The following is a 16,756-nucleotide window of genomic DNA, read 5'->3' as shown; positions in this document are numbered from 1 at the left end:
ACCTGACCGCGTTCGCCGCCTTCCCCCGCGAGCACTGGACCAAGATCTGGTCCAACAACCCCATCGAGCGCCTCAACCGCGAGATCAAGCGCCGAGCAGACGTCGTCCAGGTGTTCCCCGACAGCGAGTCCGTCACCCGCCTGATCGGATCCGTCCTGTTGGAGCAGCACGAGGAGTGGCAGTACGGCGAACGCCGCTACCTGTCCCAGACCTCACTGCGACACCTGACCGACATGCTCCAGGCCGACAACAGCGCCAGCGACCGCGCCGCCCTGCCCGCCATCACCACCTGACCGGAAGAACACCACACCAAGGGACTTGACCTCCGCGCGCCGGGCCCCGCTCAGCGGGGGCGCCCGCCGGGTCCGGCGGGCGGTTTGCCCGCCGGGCCCCGCGCCCGGTAGGCTTCCCCCGCCCCCGGTCGAGCCGGGGATGGAGACGTCGCATAGTGGCCTAGTGCGCCTTCCTGCTAAGAAGGTTGGGGATAAAACCCCTCGGGAGTTCGAATCTCCCCGTCTCCGCCCTCCTTCCACCCCCGCACCACGGGCCCGCCGTCCCGCCCGGTCGCCGTCGGCCCGGCGCGGACCGACGAGGCCCGATGCGGGGCGACGTCAGCCCGGGCGGGCCGGCGGCGGTCGGCGGCGCGCGGCCTGTGCCACGATTCACGGCGGCTCGATTTGGCGGGTCCGGGGCGCGCGGGTAGGGTTCTTGTTCGTCGGAAACGATATGCGCCAGTAGCTCAACGGATAGAGCATCTGACTACGGATCAGAAGGTTGGGGGTTCGAATCCCTTCTGGCGCACCAACGCCCCGCCCCCGGCTGCACCAGTCGGTCGCGGGGCGTTATCCATTCGGGGCGCCGGGCGGGCGCGGGGACGAGCGGGTGGGAGTTCCAGCCGGTCGCGGGGCGACCCGGCCGTCGCCGTCGGGCCCGCTATCCTCGGCGGGTGGAGTTCCTCAACGGCCTGACGCCCTCCTTCGACCTGACCTACGACGACGTCTTCATGGTCCCCTCGCGCTCGTCGGTGGGCAGTCGCATGGGCGTGGACCTGGCCACCGACGACGCCACCGGCACCACCATCCCCCTCGTCGTGGCCAATATGACGGCCGTCGCCGGCAAGCGCATGGCCGAGACCGTCGCCCGCCGCGGCGGGATCACGATCATCCCGCAGGACATCCCCGTCGACGTCGTCGTCGACACCGTCGCCCAGGTCAAGGCCTCCCACCCCGTCTACGACACCCCCGTCACCGTCAAGCCGCACCACACCTGCGGCTACGCCCTGGGGCTGATCCCCAAGCGCGCCCACGGCGCCGCCGTCGTCGTCGACCCGCAGACGAACGCCCCCGTGGGCATGGTGGACCTGGGGGACGTGTCCGACGTCGACCGCTTCACCCAGGTCCGCACGGTCATGAGCACCGAACTGCTCACCCTGGCCGAGGGCGTCGACGCCCGCGAGGCCTTCGAGACCCTGCGCGCCGCCCGCCGCAGGCTCGCCCCCGTCGTCGACGCCGACGGGCGGCTCGTGGGCCTGCTCACCCGCGCCGGGGCCGTGCGCTCCACCATCTACACCCCCGCCGTCGACGCCGACGGGCGCCTGCGGGTGGGCGCCGCCATCGGCATGAACGGGCAACCCGCCCGCCGGGCCGCCGAGCTCGTCGCCGCGGGCGTGGACGTCATCGTCGTCGACACCGCCCACGGCCACCAGGACCGCATGCTCGAGGCGGTCGCCGCCGTGCGCGCCGCCCTGCCCGCATCCGTCCCCATCGCCGCCGGCAACGTCGTGACCGCCGCCGGGGTGCGCGACCTGGTGGGGGCCGGAGCCTCCATCGTCAAGGTCGGGGTGGGGCCGGGCGCCATGTGCACCACCCGCATGCAGACCGGGGTGGGCCGCCCGCAGTTCTCCGCCGTCCTGGAGTGCTCCCGCGAGGCGGCACGGCTGGGCGCGCACGTGTGGGCCGACGGCGGGGTCCGCCACCCGCGTGACGTGGCCCTGGCCCTGGCGGCCGGCGCCTCCAACGTCATGGTCGGATCCTGGTTCGCCGGCACCCACGAGTCGCCCGGGGACATCCAGCACGACGCCGACTCGCGCCCCTACAAGGTGAGCTTCGGCATGGCCTCCACACGCGCCGTCATGGACCGCACCGAGGGCGAGGCCGCCTTCGACCGGGCCCGCAAGGCCCTGTTCGAGGAGGGCATCAGCGCCGGGCGCATGTACCTCGACCCGGCCCGCCCCGGCGTGGAGGACCTCATCGACTCCATCATCTCCGGGGTGCGCTCCGCCTTCACCTACGCCGGGGCCGCCTCCATCCCCGAGTTCCGGGCCCGGGCCGTCGTGGGCATCCAGTCCGCCTCCGGCTACCGGGAGGGCGCCCCGGTGCCGGTGAGCTGGTGACGGCCGGGCCCGCGGGGCCGGGGCGTCCGGGCGGGGCCGAAGCCGGCGCCCGGCGGAGCCCATGGGCGCGGCGGGCCGCCCCACGCCCGACCGGATCGGTGCGGGGGCGTCCGCGGGACCCTCAGTCGGTCCAGACGATCCCCTTGAGGAAGGCGTTGAACCCCTCCTCGCTCACGGTGGGCTGGCTGCTCTTGTCGAGTGCTATGCCCTCGATGATGAAGGTCTTCCCGTTGTGGGTGACGACGGCGCCGCGCTCGGCCAGGTAATTGCCGCCATTGGGATCGGCGCCGCCGCCCTGGTAGGTCTGGGCGGTCTCGCCGTCGACGCTCGCCTCCCCCGTGGTGGTGAAGGCGCCGGCATCCAGGCCGGAGAGCTCGGCGTTGCCCTGAATGACCGTGTCGACGGTGGTGCCCTCGTCCGCCAGACGGATCATGTAGGCGCTGCCGGATTCCAGGGTGGTGTCGTCAGCGGTGCTGGCGGTTGCGAACGTCAGCCGGCTGTTGTTGTCGGTGTTCTCCACGAGGGAATGGCCCTGGGGAACGTGGGTGACCGTGAGGAGCGGGGCGACCTGGTTGTCCGCCGGAGCCGTGTAGTTCGCGGTGGCCGGGGCCGTGGGGGCCGCGCTCGCGGGGGCGCCCGGAGTGCTCGCGGTATCCGTGTTGGCCTCGGCGCCCGCGGCCGCCGAGGCGGACGCGTCCGTGTTCGTACCCGCGGAGCAGGCGGTGAGGCAGGCCGCGAGCGCGGCGGCCCCGACGACGGCGATGAGGCGGTGGCTGTTCATGGGAGTCCTTCCGTGACCAGGGACTGACGCGCCCCATAGTAACGGTTCGATAACGACGGCCGTCCGCGCATCCGTCCACCGGACTGTCGCTCCCGAATGTCAGGGTCAGCGCCGGCGGGCGGGGCCGGGCACAGCGGCCAAGCGCCCGGCCGGGCCGTCCGGCGGGGCGAAAAGGGTGGCTCCCGCATATTTTTAGCGCCCCGCGCCGAGGCGGGCTGACCGCAGAATGGCGCAATAACGCCGATTCCGGTGCGCGCATCGCGCCGAAGAGCGTCTAAAGATATGCGGGAGCCGCCCTTTTCGCCCCGCTGTCCCCGCTGCCCCGGCCGCTACGCCCGCGAGGCCGCCTCGAGGGCGCCGCGCAGGTCCGCCACGAGGTCGGCCGGGTCCTCGATGCCCACGCTCAGGCGCAGCAGCCGGTCCGTCAGCCCGTAGCGCGCCCGCGTGGCCGGCGGGACGTCCGCGTGGGTCTGCACGGCGGGGCAGGTCACGAGCGACTCCACCCCGCCCAGGGACTCGGCGAAGGTAAAGACCCGCACCGACTCCAGCACGACGGCGATGTCGACGCCGTCGGCCAGGTCGAAGGAGATCATGCCGCTGCGCCCCGGGTAGAGCACGCGGCTCACCTGCGGCGCGGCGCGCAGGAAGTCCGCCACGGCGCGGGCGTTGGACTCGTGGCGCTCCATCCGCAGCGACAGGGTCTTCAGGCCGCGCAGCAGCAGGAAGGAGTCGAAGGGGCCCAGCGTCGCCCCGGTCGTGTTGAGCCGGTACTGCAGCCGCTCGCCGAGCGCCGGGTCGGCCACGGTGACGGCCCCGGCCATGACGTCGTTGTGGCCGCCCAGGTACTTCGTGGCCGAGTACAGGACCACGTCCGCCCCCAGTTCCAGGGGCCGCAGGATCGCGGGGGTGTAGAAGGTGTTGTCGACCGCGAGCAGCGCCCCGGCCCCGTGCGCCCACTCCGCCGCCTCGGCGACGTCGAGCCGCACCATCATCGGGTTGGTGGGGGTCTCGATGAGGACGAGGGAGGCCGGGGAGCGCAGGGCCCGGCGCAGCTCGGACTCGCCGAAGACGAAGTCGACGTCGTAGGCGCCCTCCTCCGCCAGGACCTCGAGGTAGCGGAAGGTGCCGCCGTAGAGGTCCTCCAGCGCCACCACGCGGCTCCCGCGCGGGGCCAGGGCCTCGACGGCCAGCTGGATGGCCGCCATGCCCGACGACGTCGCGAAGCCCGCCGCCGCGCCGTCGAGCCTGGCCAGGGCGTCCTGGAGGACGTCGCGGGTGGGGGAGGCGGTGCGCGTGTAGTCGTACCCGGTGGACCGGTGCAGGCCCGGGTGCCCGAAGGCGGTCGACAGGTGGATGGGGGTGGTGATGGCGCCGGTCGCCAGGTCGGTGAGGGCGCCCGCGTGGGCCAGGACCGTGTCCAGGCGCCAGGGCTCGGGCTGGGGCGTCCACGAGGGGTGGTGGTGGATCGGCGCGGTCCGCGGGGCGGAGCGGTCGTCGCGGGCGGGGCCCGGGCCAGCGGGGGCGGCGGGGCCCCGGCGGGCGGACGAGGCGGAGCCCGGGCCGGCGGGGGCGGCGGGGTCGGTGGTCATGGGGTCCTTCCTCTCCTCGGACTCAGGCGGCCGCCGCTTCGGCACGGCGGGAGCGGCGGGCCGGGAGGGCCCCGACGGCGGCGGCCAGCCGGTCGAGGGCCTCGTCGAGGACGGCGCGGGCGCAGGCCACATTGATCCGGGTGAAGCCCTCGCCCCCCGCGCCGAAGATGGCGCCGTCGTCGAGCCACAGCCCCGCCCGGCGCAGGATGAACTCGTCCAGCTCGCGCGGCTCCAGGCCGGAGCGCTCCAGCAGCCCGCGGCAGTCGAGCCACAGCAGGTAGGTGCCCTCCGTCGGCGTCGCCTCAATCCCCGGGATCCGGGTGAGTCGGGCCACGACGTGCTCGCGGGCCTCCGCGATGTGCCCGCGCAGCTCATCCAGCCAGGCGTCCCCGCTCTCGTAGGCGGCGCGGCAGGCCGTCAGGCCCAGCGCGTTGGGCTGGGAGTAGCCCAGCGCATTCAGCTCGGCCCGGAAGCGGGCGCGCAGGCCGGCGTCGGGGATGAGGATATTGGCGACCTGCAGCCCCGCCAGGTTGAAGGCCTTCGACGGCGAGGTGCAGGTGATGGTGCGGGCGGCGACCTCCCCGCCCAGCGAGGCGAAGGGCGTGGTGCGCCGGCCGGGCAGGGCCAGGTCGGCGTGGATCTCGTCGGAGACCACGACGACGCCGTGCCTGCCCGTCACCTCGGCCAGTTCGTCGAGCTCCTCGCGGCTCCACACCCGGCCCACCGGGTTGTGCGGGTTGCACAGGAGCAGCAGGCGGGCGCCGGTGCGCGCCAGCGCGTCCTCCAGGGCGGCCGGGTCGCGGCGGTAGACGCCGTCGGCGTCGCGCGTCAGCGGCACCGAGACAACGCTGCGGCCGTTGTCCTCGACGACCTGGCGGAAGGGGTAGTAAACGGGCTCCTCGATGACGACGGCGTCGCCCGGCCCGGTCAGGGCTCGCACCGCCAGCGCCAGGGCGGGGACCACCCCGGGGGTGATGACGTTCCAGGCGGGGTCGACGGCCCAGCCGTAGCGGCGGGCGAACCAGCCGGTCAGGGCGGCGTGGTAGGCGGCGTCGGGCTCGGTGTAGCCGAAGATGCCGTGGCGCACCCGCCACAGCAGGGCGGAGGTGACCGCGGGCGCCGTCCGGTGGTCCATGTCCGCCACCCACAGGGGCAGGGCGGAGGCGGGGCGGCCGCGCTCGGCGGCGAAGTCCCACTTGAGGCTGGCGGTGCCGGTGCGGTCGTGGACGAGGTCGAACTGGGAGAGGGCGGCGGGCGGGGGCGCGGCGAACGGCGCGGGGACGCCGGGCGGGGGCGCGTCGAGTGGAACAGAGCCGCCGAGCGGGAGCGCGGCGGGGGCCACCGCGGCGGGGGGACAGGCGGGGGCGACCGCGGCGGCGGGCGGGACGGGGGCTGACGGGGCGGCGGTGGCGGTGGGCATGGCTGGTGGTCCTCGGGTCGGCGGCCGGAGCTCCGGCCGGCGCGCCCGCGGCGGGCCGGCCGGAGCCGGGGCGCGGGCGGGCGAAGGCGGGGTTCTGACTGGGGTTTGAACGCGGCCCCGCCGGAGGCGGTGGCGCGGAGCCGGGCGGGCGGCGACCCGCGGCTCTGACCGTATTTCTGCAACAGCGACGGCTGGCGCTGTCAGCGCATGCGCATTCGACGCATCACGAGGGCGCGCACCGGCAGGGCACGGGTCGTGGACGTCGCAGCAGTCATGGGGGAAGAGTAGCGCCGAGACGGCCCGCGCTGTCAATCGCCGTCGGCCCGGCCCCTCCCCCGGCCCCGGTTCTGGCGCTCCGGGAGGATCGTTCGCCTTCGCGCACCGGACGCCCCCGGCGGCATCCGTATGATTCCGCGGTTCCGTCGAGGCGGTCTCCGGGTGCGGGGGCGAACGATCCTCCCGGGACGCCATTTCCCACGATCCGCGGGTCGCCGCCCGTCATCGCGGCCACCCCCGCACGCGCACGACGTCCCCGCCGCTCGAACTCGACCCGGAGCGGGAGCGCCGGCCGCCCCCGCACGCGCACGACGTCCGCACGCGGACCGCGGAGCCGGTGCCGGCGGCGCCCGCCCCGTTGCCGCCGGCCTCGCCGGCCCCTATGCTGACGCCATGGCTGTGAAGCTCGTCGATAACTGACCCGGGTTCCGGCGCGTCCGGAACCCGCCGACCGCCGCGCCCTCCGGCGCAGGCGGCGTCATCTTGTCCCCGGCGGCCCGCTGAGCCCCCGCTCGCGCCGCGACGACACGACCGAGACGAGAACACTCCATGACCACCACCGCCACTGTGCGCCCGAACGACCCCGCGCACCCCACCGACCCCGACGGGACAGCCGGTTCGGCCAGTCCCGCGCACCCGATCAGCCCCGCCCGCCCGACGGATCCGTCCGCCTCCGCGCGCCCCGCCGGCCCCGCGCGCCCGGCCTCCCCGGCGCGCCTGGCCCGCCGGCCCCGGCGCTGGCCGCGCTTCCTCACCATCACGGACGCCCTCTCCCCGCGGATCCTCGCCGATCCCGGAGCCTGGGTGGGCGCCCTCCTGCGCCACGCCCGGCTGCCTTTCGCCGCGGCCTCGATCCTGAACCTCCTGAGCTACCTCGTCGTCGGCCTCATCCCCGCCGTCCTGGGCGCGGTGGTGGACACCGCCCTCGCCCACGGCCTGACCGCCCGCCTGCTGCCGGGCCTGGCGGCCCTGGCCGGGCTCGGCCTGCTGGGCGCCGTCGTCGGCTCCTTCGCCGAGATGTTCTCCATGGGCGCCTGGGCCTGCGGCTGGCAGCCCAGCGTCCGCGGCGCCGCCCACCGCCTGGGCGAACGCCCCCGCGCCGTCACCCGCGCCATGGCCGGCGGCGACGTCGTATCCACCGTCACCGCCGACGCCGACGCCATCGGCGACCTCATGTACTTCATCTCCAACGTCATCGCCTCCCTCATCGTCACTCTCGTCGTCGGCGCGCTCATGGTGCGCATGGACGTCGGGCTGGGCCTGCTCGTCCTGCTGGGCGTTCCGGTCGTCCTGATCCTCATCGCCGCCCTGATCAAGCCCCTCAACCGCCGCATGTCCCACCAGCGCGAGGAGCAGGGCCGGCTGACCACCGTGACCACCGACGTCGTCGCCGGCCTGCGGATCCTGCGCGGCATCGGCGGGGAGGCCGTCTACTCGGCCCGCTACGCCGAGGCCTCCGCCCGCGTGCGCGACGCAGGCATCAAAGTCGCCTCCACCCAGGCGCTGCTGGCCGCCATCCGCGCCGGGGCGCCCATGATCCTCACCGCCGTCGTCGTGGGGGCCACCGCCTCGGCGGCCCTGGGCGGGCGGCTGAGCGCGGGCGAGTTCGTCACCTTCTACGGCTACACCACCTTCCTCATCTGGCCCATGGGCGCCCTGGTCGACCTCATGCAGTTCATGACCCGCGCCTGGGTGGGCGCCAAGAAGGTCGCCCGCATCGCCGCCACCGCGCCCCTGGTCGACGACGGCGCCGTCGACCCGGACGCCCGCCTGGACCCGGGCGGCGACCTCGTGGACGCCGCCACCGGGGTGCGGCTGCGCGGCGGGGCCATGACCGGCCTGGTGTGCGCCCGGCCCGGCGCGTCGGCCGCCCTGGCCGAGCGCCTCGGAAGGCCCGACGACGGCGTCGCCGTCACGCTGGGGGGCACCGACCTGCGCCGCGTGCCCGTCGCGGAGGTGCGACGCACCGTCGTCGTCTCCGGGGCCCGCGCCGAGGCCTTCGCCGGGCCGCTGGCGGGCGAGGTCCTCGGCGAGGCGGTGCCGCTCGCCCCGGCGCGCGACCTGGAGGACCTCGTGGCCCTGTACTCCGGGCCGCTGCGGCCCGACGCCACTCGCGCCCCCGCTCCCCTGACCCCCGAGCGGGAGGCCGACGCCGCCCGCGCCCTCCGGGTCGCCGTCGCCGGGGACGTCGTGGACTCCCTCGGCGGACTGGAGGGGCAGCTGGCGGAGAAGGCCCGCAACCTCTCCGGCGGGCAGCGCCAGCGCGTGGCCCTGGCCCGGGCCGTCGCCCGCCGCGCCCCCGTGCTCGTCCTCGTCGAGCCGACGAGCGCCCTGGACTCCCACACGGAGGCCCTTGTGGCCCGGCGGCTGCGCGCCGAGCGGGAGGGGCTGACCACCGTCGTCGTCACCGCCTCCCCGCTGCTGCTGGGCCGATGCGACGAGGTCGTGCTCCTGGAGGCGCAGGACGGCGCCGCGGGGGCCGGCCTGCGCGAGATCGCCCGCGGCACGCACCGCGAGCTGAGCGCCCTGGCGGCCTACGCGGCCGTCGTCGGGCGGGGAGGCGCCGTGCGGGGAGGCGGGGCCGCATGAGCGCCGTCCGCCTGCCCGTGGCCGACGCCGCCGCCGTCCGCCGCCGCGTCGGCGCCCTCCTGGCCGAGCACCGCGCCGCCGTCGCGGGCGTCGCCCTGGCCCAGCTCGCGGCGGCCGCCGCCGGAGTGGCCATCCCGCGGGTGCTGGGGGAGATGGTCGACGTCGTCGGGCGCGGCGGCCCCGGGGCCGCCGGGAGGCTGCACGGGCTCATCGCCGTCGTCGTCGCCCTGGCCGCCGCCAACGCCCTGCTGACCGGCGGCGGGGAGTACCTGGCCCGGATCCTGGGCGAGCGGGTCTTCGCCGAGCTGCGCGAGCGGCTCGTCACCGCCGCCATGCGCCTGCCGCTGAGCGTCGTCGAATCCGCCGGCACCGGCGACCTGCTGGGGCGCACCGGCCACGACCTGGAGTCCATCCGCTTCGTGGTCCGCCGCGGCGTGAGCCAGATCCTCGTCATCGTGCTCACCATCGTCTCCGTCACGGCGGCCGCGCTGCTGACCTCCCCCGCGCTGGGGGCGTGCATGCTGGTGGCGGCGGTCCTGGCCGTACCGATCGGCCGCTGGTACCTGCTGCGCGTGGTGCCCAGTTACAAGGCGACGAACGGCCTGTGGGCGGAGTTCGACGGGATCGTCGCCGAGACCGCCGAGCAGGCGGACACGGTCGACGCCCAGGGCCTGGGCCGGCGCCGCAACCAGGTCCTCGACCGCGCCCTGCGGGAGGCCTGGCTCACCGAGCAGTACTCCCTGTGGCTGCGGTGCGTGCTCGTCGGCGTCCTGGCCCTGGCCGTCTGCCTGCCGCTCATCGCCGTCCTGACCCTGGGCGCCTGGCTGGTGGGGCGCGGCGCGGTCACCGTCGGCGGGGTGACGACGGTGGCCCTGTACGCCGTCCAGCTGCGCGAGCCGGTCCACGAGATCACCTTCTGGCTCGACTCCCTCCAGTCCGCCTCCGTGGCCCTGGCGCGCATCGTCGGCGTCGAGCTCGTCGAGCCGGACCGGGTGGCCACGAGCGGGCGGATCCTGCCCGAGCCGCCGCGGGCGAGGAGGGTCTCCTACGCCTACCACCCCGGCCACGACGTCCTGCACGACGTGGACCTGGAGATCGCGCCCGGCGAGCGGCTCGTCGTCGTCGGCCCCTCCGGCTCGGGCAAGTCGACGCTGGGGCGCATGCTCGCCGGCATCCACCCGCCCACTCGCGGGCGGGTCACCGTGGGCTCGGACGGGCCCGACGGCGAGGGGACGGACCTGACGGCCCTGACGGAGGCGGCCCTGCACCGCCAGGTCGCCCTGGTCACCCAGGAGCACCACGTCTTCGCCTGCTCGCTGGCGGACAACCTGCGCATCGCCCGGGCCGACGCCGACGACGCGCAGATCGCGGAGGCGCTCGACGTCGTGGGGGCCGGGCCGTGGGTGGCCGGGCTGTCCGACGGCCTGGACACGCTCGTGGGCGCGGGCGGGGTCGTCCTGGATCCCGGCCAGGCCCAGCAGGTGGCCCTGGCGCGCATCGTCCTCATGGACCCGGCCACCCTCATCCTCGACGAGGCCACCAGCCTGCTCGACGCGGGCGCGGCGCGCTCGGCCGAGCGGGCCCTGGATGCGGTGCTGACGGGTCGCACCGTCGTCGTCATCGCCCACCGGCTGGACGCGGCCGCGGCGGCTGACCGGGTCGCCGTCGTCATCGACGGGCGGATCGTCGAGTTCGGGCCCCACGAGGAGCTGGTGGCCGCCGGCGGGCAGTACACGAGGCTCTGGGAGGCCTGGTCGGGTGTGTGAGGGCGCGGCGGTGATACGCGGGACGACCGGGCCCCGACCTGCTTGGGCGCGTGAGGGCGCGGGGCGGGCAGGCGCGGTGGCCGGGCTCCGGCCCGGTTGAGCGCGTGAGGGCGCGGGGCGGGTCCGACGCCGGGGACGGCGGGCGCGTGTCCGTCCGTGCGCCCATCCCCGGGGAGTCGGCGCTGCCCGCCCCGGCGCCGACACCACCGCTGCAGCCGCGGCGCCCCGAGGGCCGGGTCGGCCTGCAGGTGTGTGGTGATCCATTACGGCCGCGGCGCCCCGGGGGAGTCGATTCGGTGATGTCACCTCAGGTCGCATTGTGCGAGGTGGGCCGGCGCGGATCGAGCGCAGCCGGATTTCGTCGCGCTGGGCTCGCACGGCGCGAGGCGGGGTGGATTGTGTTGCGCTGGGCTCGCATTACGCAAGCCGGACTCAGCGCGTGCTGGCCCCGACCCGCGCTGGGCTCGGTCCGCGCCGCCCCGGGAATCGGCCGGGAGCCGGCTCGGGGTCGTCGCCGACCCGGTCCCGGCCCCCCGCCCCATCCCGGCCCGCCCCGGCCGGGTCCGCGAGATCGTCACTTGACCCGCGAGAACGTCTGCCAGGGGTACGTGCTCGCGGGTCAAGTGACGATCTCGGCGGTTACCCGACGATCTCGCGGCCCGGCGACGCCCCCGGCGCGGCGGGGTCCGGCATGTGGGTGAAGCTGAAACGCACGCGGGCACCGACGCCCCCGGCGCGGCGGGGTTCGAGGTCGAAGATGCTGCGCCCGGCCAGATGCTCCAGCCGACGCCCCCGGCGCGGCGGGGTCCGACTTCCCGACCCCCGCCCGTGAGATCAACGCGAACGAGCGCACCGGTACCGGAACGAGAACCCGCACGGACCCGGCGGTGAGGACGATGACGGGCCCGCGATCCGGAGCGCCCCGCCGGACTCCGGGCTGGCGCGGGCCGGGCTCAGCGCGGGTCGGGGCTGGCACGCGCTGATCCCGGCTTGCGTAATGTCGGATCCGCGGGGGAGCCGGGTCGTCTGCTACGCCTTTTTCCGTCTGCTGCGCTCCTTCACCCTCTGCTGCGCCTCTTCTTCTCGTACAGTGGAGGGTCAAGAGGCGTAGCAGAGGGAAAGGGGCGCAGCAGACGCGGGCGCGGGCGGACCTGGGGGCGGCGTGGTCCGGCGACCCGGGCGACGCGCCCCTTCGAGTCGCCCCGCTCACTGCGCCCGACCGGCTTCGCCGGCCACTGATCGGACCGCGGACCCGTTCAGACCACCGCCATGATCTCCTTCTCGGTGGGGCAGGTCGCCGGGCCCCGCCTCGTGGTGGACAGCGCGCCCGCCACGTTCGCCCAGCGCAGCGCCGTCGGAAGGGCGACGCCGCGGGCCAGGGCCGCCGCCAGGACCCCCGAGTGGGCGTCGCCGGCGCCGTTGGTGTCCACCGGCTTCACCGGCACACTCGGCGTGCGGATCAGCCCGTCGTCGGACGCGAACCAGGAGCCCGACGCCCCGGCCCGCACCAGGACCGGGCCGAGCCGGCGGGCCAGCGCCTCGGCCGTGGCGGCGCGGTCGCCGTCGGGCGCGTCCAGGCCCAACCGGGCGGCGAGAATCCCCGCCTCGCGCTCGTTGAGGGACCAGATCGGGTCGAGCGCCCCGACCATCTCCAGCGACTCCATGGACGCCGTCCCGACCATGGGCGAGACGTCGAAGAGCACCGCGCCGGGGCGGCCGCCCGCAGCGCCCCCGCCGCCCCTGGCCCCGCCGCTGCTGCCGCCCCTGACCCCGCCGCCGCTGCGGCCCCCGCCGCCGTCGCCGGTTCGCCCGGCGGATCCGACCAATCGGCGCACCAGACGCTCCAGCGCCGCCGTATTGGCCGCGTGCGCGAGCGAGTAGCCGGAGACGTAGACGACGTCCTCGGCGCCCGCCTCCAGGCGGTCGAAGGCGTCGAGCGGGTCCCGGGTCTCGGCCCCGGCGGCGGACACGAACGTGCGCTCGGCCCGCGCGTCCGTCATGGCGACGCAGTAGCCGAGGTCGCCGTCGACCCTCGCGCCCACGTGGACCGCCCCGATGGCGGCGAGTCCGGCATCGGCGGCCTGCGAGAACGGGCCGCGGCCCAGGGTCCCGGCGAAGAGCGTCTCCACTCCCAGGCGGCGCGCGGCCACGAGGACGTTGTAGCCCCCGCCGAGCCCCATCCCCGCCTCGTCGGCGAAGACGTCCCCGCCCGGCTCGGGCAGCGCCTCGATGCGCAGGGTCAGGTCGATGACCACCTGGCCCGTGTGGACGACCCGGCCCGTCATCGCCCGGCCCCTTCCCCGGGCGCGCCGGCCGTCGCCCCGGGCGCGCCGGCCCCTTCCCCGGGCGCGCTGGCCGTCGCCCCGCCTCCGGCCGGGGTCGCACTCCGCGCCGGGGACGCGGCCCGTCCCGTCGCCGCATCCCGCGCCGGGGACGCGCGACGGAGCTCCAGCAGGCCGTCGCACGCCGGAGCGGGATCCAGGCCGGAGACGGCCAGGACCTGGCCGACGGCGTCGGCGGGCAGGGCCCGCGGGTCGGCGGCCCCGAGGACGGCGCCGGCCATGGCGGCGATGGTGTCGGTGTCGCCCCCGAGGGACGCCGCGAAGCACAGGCCCTCGAAGGGGCGGGCGGCGAACTCGCGGGCGATGACGAGCGCGCAGGGCACGGATTCGGCGGACTCCACGGAGGTGCCCACCTGCTCGCGCAGGAGGACGGCGAGCGCCGCGTCGGACAGGCCCTCGGCGGCATCGAGGACGGCCCGGGCGCGGGCGACCACCGAGGCCCCGGGGGACCAGTGCCCGCGGGGCGCCAGCGCGGCGACGAGGTCCAGGGCCGCGTCCACCGCCCGGTCGGCGTCGGCCCCGCCCACCGCGGCGGAGACGGCGACGGCGATCAGCGCGGCCGACTCGAAGCCCTGACGGGTGTCATGGGTGACCATGCAGGAGGCGTGGACGGCGTCGGCCAGGAGCTCCGGCCGCGTGAGGGGGAAGGCGATGCCGACCGGGGCCACCCGCATGGCGGCGCCGTTGGTGGTGCCCGCACGGCCGGTGGTGCGGGGGTCGGCGCCGGCGCGGACCCTCTCCAGGGCGAGCTTGGTGGACGGGCCCAGCAGGTCAAGGGAGCCGCGCGCCCGCATGCGATCCTCCCAGGCGAGGAGTGCATCGGCGAAGCGGAAGGGGTCGATGCGGCCGCGGCCGGCGATGAGGAGCTCGGCGATCAGGAGGGCCTGCTCGGTGTCGTCGGTGACGGAGCCCGCGGGCGCCCCGGGCGCAATGGGCTGGGCGCCGACGGCGTCGCGCAGGCCGGCGATCCGCCCGTAGTGCCTCGTGATCAGCGCCGGACTCATGGACTGGGTGGGCATTCCCAGGGCGTCGCCCAGGGCCAGGCCGGTCAGGGCGCCGAGGGCGCGGTCGCGCTCGGGTTCGGGTTCGGGCCTCGGAGCGCCGCGCGGGGACCTTTCTGTCATGACAACCATGATAGGGCGGGCGCGGGACCCGGTCCGCGCCGTGTTCGGCGGCCCGCCGACGCCGCAGCCGGCCTCGTTGAACCCCGCCGGGCCCCGGCCTCCGCGAGCGCGCAGGTTTCCCGCCCACCGGTAGAACCCGTGCAGGTGGGACAGGCCGGCCTCCGCGAGCGCGCAGGTTTCCAGTCGAACGCGCGGCTGGGAGGTGCTGTTATGTCTCAGGACATCGGTGACAGTTCTGTCTCAGGACATCGGTGACAGTCGGGTCTTCTTGCGTCCGCGTCCGCCTCGGGAGTTGGTGGGGTCGGGGCCGTGGGTGGAGACGTAGGTGACGCCGGGCGCGGGCCAGGTGTGCTGGACCAGTACCTGGCCGTCGGGGGTGGCGAAGACGACCGTGTCGGGGTCCCGGGTGATCTCGACGTCGCATCCGGCGTGCGCCCTGGACACGAGGAAGGTGATGGATCCTGGAGTGACGGTGCCGTTGGCCCGGATCCGGCTTCGTCGTTCACCGCGCCGCGGGGTTCTGGAGCGGGCCGGCGGTTTGCGGGTCGTGAGGGCGGGCTCGTCGTGCACTCGGTCGGGTCGGGGCGGGTCGGCGACGGGGGTGGCGTCCCACGCCTGCTGCGGGGTGATGCGCCCGGGTAGGCCCTGGTGGGGGCGCCGGGTGTTGTAGAGGCGGTCGAAGGCGTCGACCTGGGCCTGGAGGTCGGCGATGGACTCGGCCGGGGGCTGCTTGTCGAGGTAGCGGAGCAGAGTCTGGTGGAAGCGCTCGTTCTTGCCCTGGGTGGTGGGTTTGCGGGGTCTGCCGGTGATGGGCTCGACCCCGAGGGCTCGCACGTGCTCCACCAGGCGTCCGGCGTGTCCCCGTCGGCTGGGGTTGAGGGCTGCGCCGTTGTCGGTCAGGAGCCTTTGCGGCACGCCGTGGGCGGCGACGCCCTTGTCGAACACGGCGATCGCGGCGTCGCTGGTCTCCCCCGGAGCAACCAGGGAGGCGACCGCCAGGCGGGAGTGGTCGTCCTGCAGCTGGAAGATGACGGCCTTGCGCCCGCCGGCCAGGACGTACTCGGTGGCGTCCAGCCGCCGGCGGGCGTTGGGGGCCGGATAGACGAACCGGCGCCAGGCCGAGCGGGGGCGCTTGCGGGGCTCGCTGCGGGCCACGCCCTTGCGGCGGAAGATCCGCGCCGGGGACGCGGGCGAGGGGGCCTCCAGCCCCATCGAGCGCATCTTGTCGTGCACCGAGATGGGGCCGTGGTCCAGCCCCGAGGACTCCAGCGCGCTTCGCACCGCCAGAGCCCGCAGGACCATCTCCTGGCCGATCCGGGTCGGGCCGGGTGCCGGGCGGGTCGAGCGCGGCTCGAGGGCCGCCGCCGGTCCTTCGGACCTGGCCCGGGCCCGTATCGCGTAGAACGTCTTGCGGGAGATGCCCTGCTCGGCGCAGAAGGCGCTCACCGCGCCCCTGGGGGCGTCGTCGGGCCACTGCGCGATCGCCAGGCGGACACGGGGATCAACACGAGGATTCTGTCCACTCACCCCGCAATCCCAGCGGAAGTGTCACCGCCCCGAGCCCCAGAACTGTCACCGATGTCCTGATACAGAACTGTCACCGATGTCCTGAGACAGGACAGCGGCTGGGAGGTGCGCGTTCGACTGGAAACCCGCGCGCTCGCGGAGGAGCAGCGGGACGGGGCCGGCCGACCGCGCGGGTTATCCACAGGATGCGCGTTTTCCGCCGGTCTCGCGCGTCGTTTCCGCCGGTTTCGGCGAGGACCCCGGGCCCCCGGCGGCCGCCCCCGCCCCGACCAGGCGGACCGCGAGGCCGTCGACGAGGAGGTCGATCTTGCGGTCGAGCCAGCCGCGCTCCAACCAGGCGGGATCGAGGTGGAAGGGCGCTGGCAGGGCGCTCGCGCCGCGCCCCGGCCGCGGGCCGGCCCCGCCCCTCCAGTCCGCGCGCAGGGCGGTGACCCCCACGTGCGAGGAGATGACGGTGTCCCCGACGACGTCGACGGCGAGCGCGGCGTCCTCCTGGCTCATCCCGGCGGCCATGAAGGCGCGGTGCGCGGCGCCGATCGTGTCCGCGAAGCACTCGGCCGCCCAGGGCACGGTGAGCAGGACGCGGTCGAGCCCGGGGCTGGCCTCGAGCTCCGTCCACAGCGCATCGGCCTGGTTGCGCGCGTTGCGGCGCCAGTCGTCGGGGTCCGGGGCGAAGTCGATGCGCGCGGCGATCTCGTCCAGGCAGGCCCGCAGGAGGTCCTCGCGCGAGGAGATCGTCCGGTACAGGGCGGAGGTCGCCACGCCCAGCCGGGCGGCGACGCCCGCGAGTGTGAAATCGGCGACGCCGAGCGCCAGGGCGGCGGCCACGACCTCGGCCCGGGTGAAGCCGGGTTTGGGCCCGGTGGGGCGTCCCAGTCGTGTCATGCCCTCACCGTAGCGCCCGATGATGACGGCGGTGGCGCCCCCCGGGCAAGGGATGTAAGGTCTCG

At 75.5% G+C, this 16,756-nt stretch carries 11 protein-coding genes and 2 tRNA genes; 6 read left to right on the top strand and 7 right to left on the bottom strand.

What is annotated here, in order from left to right:
- From G446_RS0109710 to G446_RS0109695, 4 genes are all read left to right on the top strand, one after another.
- Positions 1–293: IS256 family transposase (locus G446_RS0109710; protein ID WP_026409989.1), on the top strand; the 293-nt coding region annotated here is incomplete at its 5' end.
- A gap of 141 nt (positions 294–434) precedes the next feature.
- A tRNA-Ser gene (locus G446_RS0109705) sits at positions 435–521 on the top strand.
- 207 nt (positions 522–728) lie between these two features.
- Positions 729–804, top strand: a tRNA-Arg gene (locus tag G446_RS0109700).
- Between the two features lie 142 nt (positions 805–946).
- On the top strand, positions 947–2,392 hold the full coding sequence (locus G446_RS0109695) for a GuaB1 family IMP dehydrogenase-related protein (protein WP_026409988.1): 1,446 nt from the start codon (positions 947–949) through the stop codon (positions 2,390–2,392).
- A 121-nt stretch (positions 2,393–2,513) separates the two neighbouring features.
- On the opposite strand, the gene G446_RS0109690 is transcribed toward G446_RS0109695, so the two are convergent.
- The 3 genes from G446_RS0109690 to G446_RS17245 form a co-directional block, all read right to left on the bottom strand.
- A complete protein-coding gene (locus G446_RS0109690) occupies positions 2,514–3,173 on the bottom strand; it encodes a hypothetical protein (RefSeq protein WP_026409987.1) in 660 nt (219 codons plus the stop codon).
- Between the two features lie 329 nt (positions 3,174–3,502).
- Positions 3,503–4,762: a PLP-dependent transferase gene (locus G446_RS17250; protein ID WP_084779146.1), complete on the bottom strand. Its 1,260-nt coding sequence runs from the start codon at positions 4,760–4,762 to the stop codon at positions 3,503–3,505.
- Positions 4,763–4,784: 22 nt separating this feature from the next.
- Positions 4,785–6,182, bottom strand: a complete 1,398-nt coding sequence (locus G446_RS17245; protein ID WP_051285891.1) for a MalY/PatB family protein — start codon at positions 6,180–6,182, stop codon at positions 4,785–4,787.
- Between the two features lie 825 nt (positions 6,183–7,007).
- Between G446_RS17245 and G446_RS20630 the strand changes: the two genes are divergently transcribed.
- Together G446_RS20630 and G446_RS0109670 are read left to right on the top strand one after the other, a co-directional pair.
- Positions 7,008–9,047, top strand: a complete 2,040-nt coding sequence (locus G446_RS20630; RefSeq protein WP_051285890.1) for an ABC transporter transmembrane domain-containing protein — start codon at positions 7,008–7,010, stop codon at positions 9,045–9,047.
- Complete coding sequence (locus tag G446_RS0109670) at positions 9,044–10,813, top strand: ABC transporter ATP-binding protein (protein WP_026409986.1); 1,770 nt, start codon at positions 9,044–9,046, stop codon at positions 10,811–10,813. Before G446_RS20630 ends, G446_RS0109670 begins: the two co-directional genes overlap by 4 nt.
- Positions 10,814–12,069: 1,256 nt before the next feature.
- Here G446_RS0109670 and G446_RS0109665 read toward each other — a convergent pair.
- The 4 genes from G446_RS0109665 to G446_RS17225 form a co-directional block, all read right to left on the bottom strand.
- Positions 12,070–13,098, bottom strand: coding sequence for a PfkB family carbohydrate kinase (locus tag G446_RS0109665; protein ID WP_026409985.1), 1,029 nt, complete (start codon positions 13,096–13,098; stop codon positions 12,070–12,072).
- Positions 13,095–14,279 (bottom strand): ADP-ribosylglycohydrolase family protein, encoded by a 1,185-nt coding sequence (locus tag G446_RS17235; protein ID WP_084779145.1) that lies wholly within the window; start codon positions 14,277–14,279, stop codon positions 13,095–13,097. The genes G446_RS0109665 and G446_RS17235 overlap by 4 nt, the downstream gene beginning before the upstream one ends.
- Positions 14,280–14,519: 240 nt before the next feature.
- Entirely contained in the window at positions 14,520–15,806 is a 1,287-nt protein-coding gene (locus G446_RS17230) for an integrase core domain-containing protein (RefSeq protein ID WP_211228284.1), read from the bottom strand.
- Between the two features lie 174 nt (positions 15,807–15,980).
- Positions 15,981–16,691 (bottom strand): TetR/AcrR family transcriptional regulator, encoded by a 711-nt coding sequence (locus G446_RS17225; RefSeq protein ID WP_034469976.1) that lies wholly within the window; start codon positions 16,689–16,691, stop codon positions 15,981–15,983.
- Positions 16,692–16,756: the final 65 nt, after the last annotated feature.

This window comes from Actinomyces dentalis DSM 19115 (genome assembly GCF_000429225.1).
GTDB lineage: Bacteria > Actinomycetota > Actinomycetes > Actinomycetales > Actinomycetaceae > Actinomyces > Actinomyces dentalis.
The sequence above is the reverse complement of the archived record's forward strand: the minus strand, read 5'-3'. Positions and strand labels throughout refer to the sequence as shown.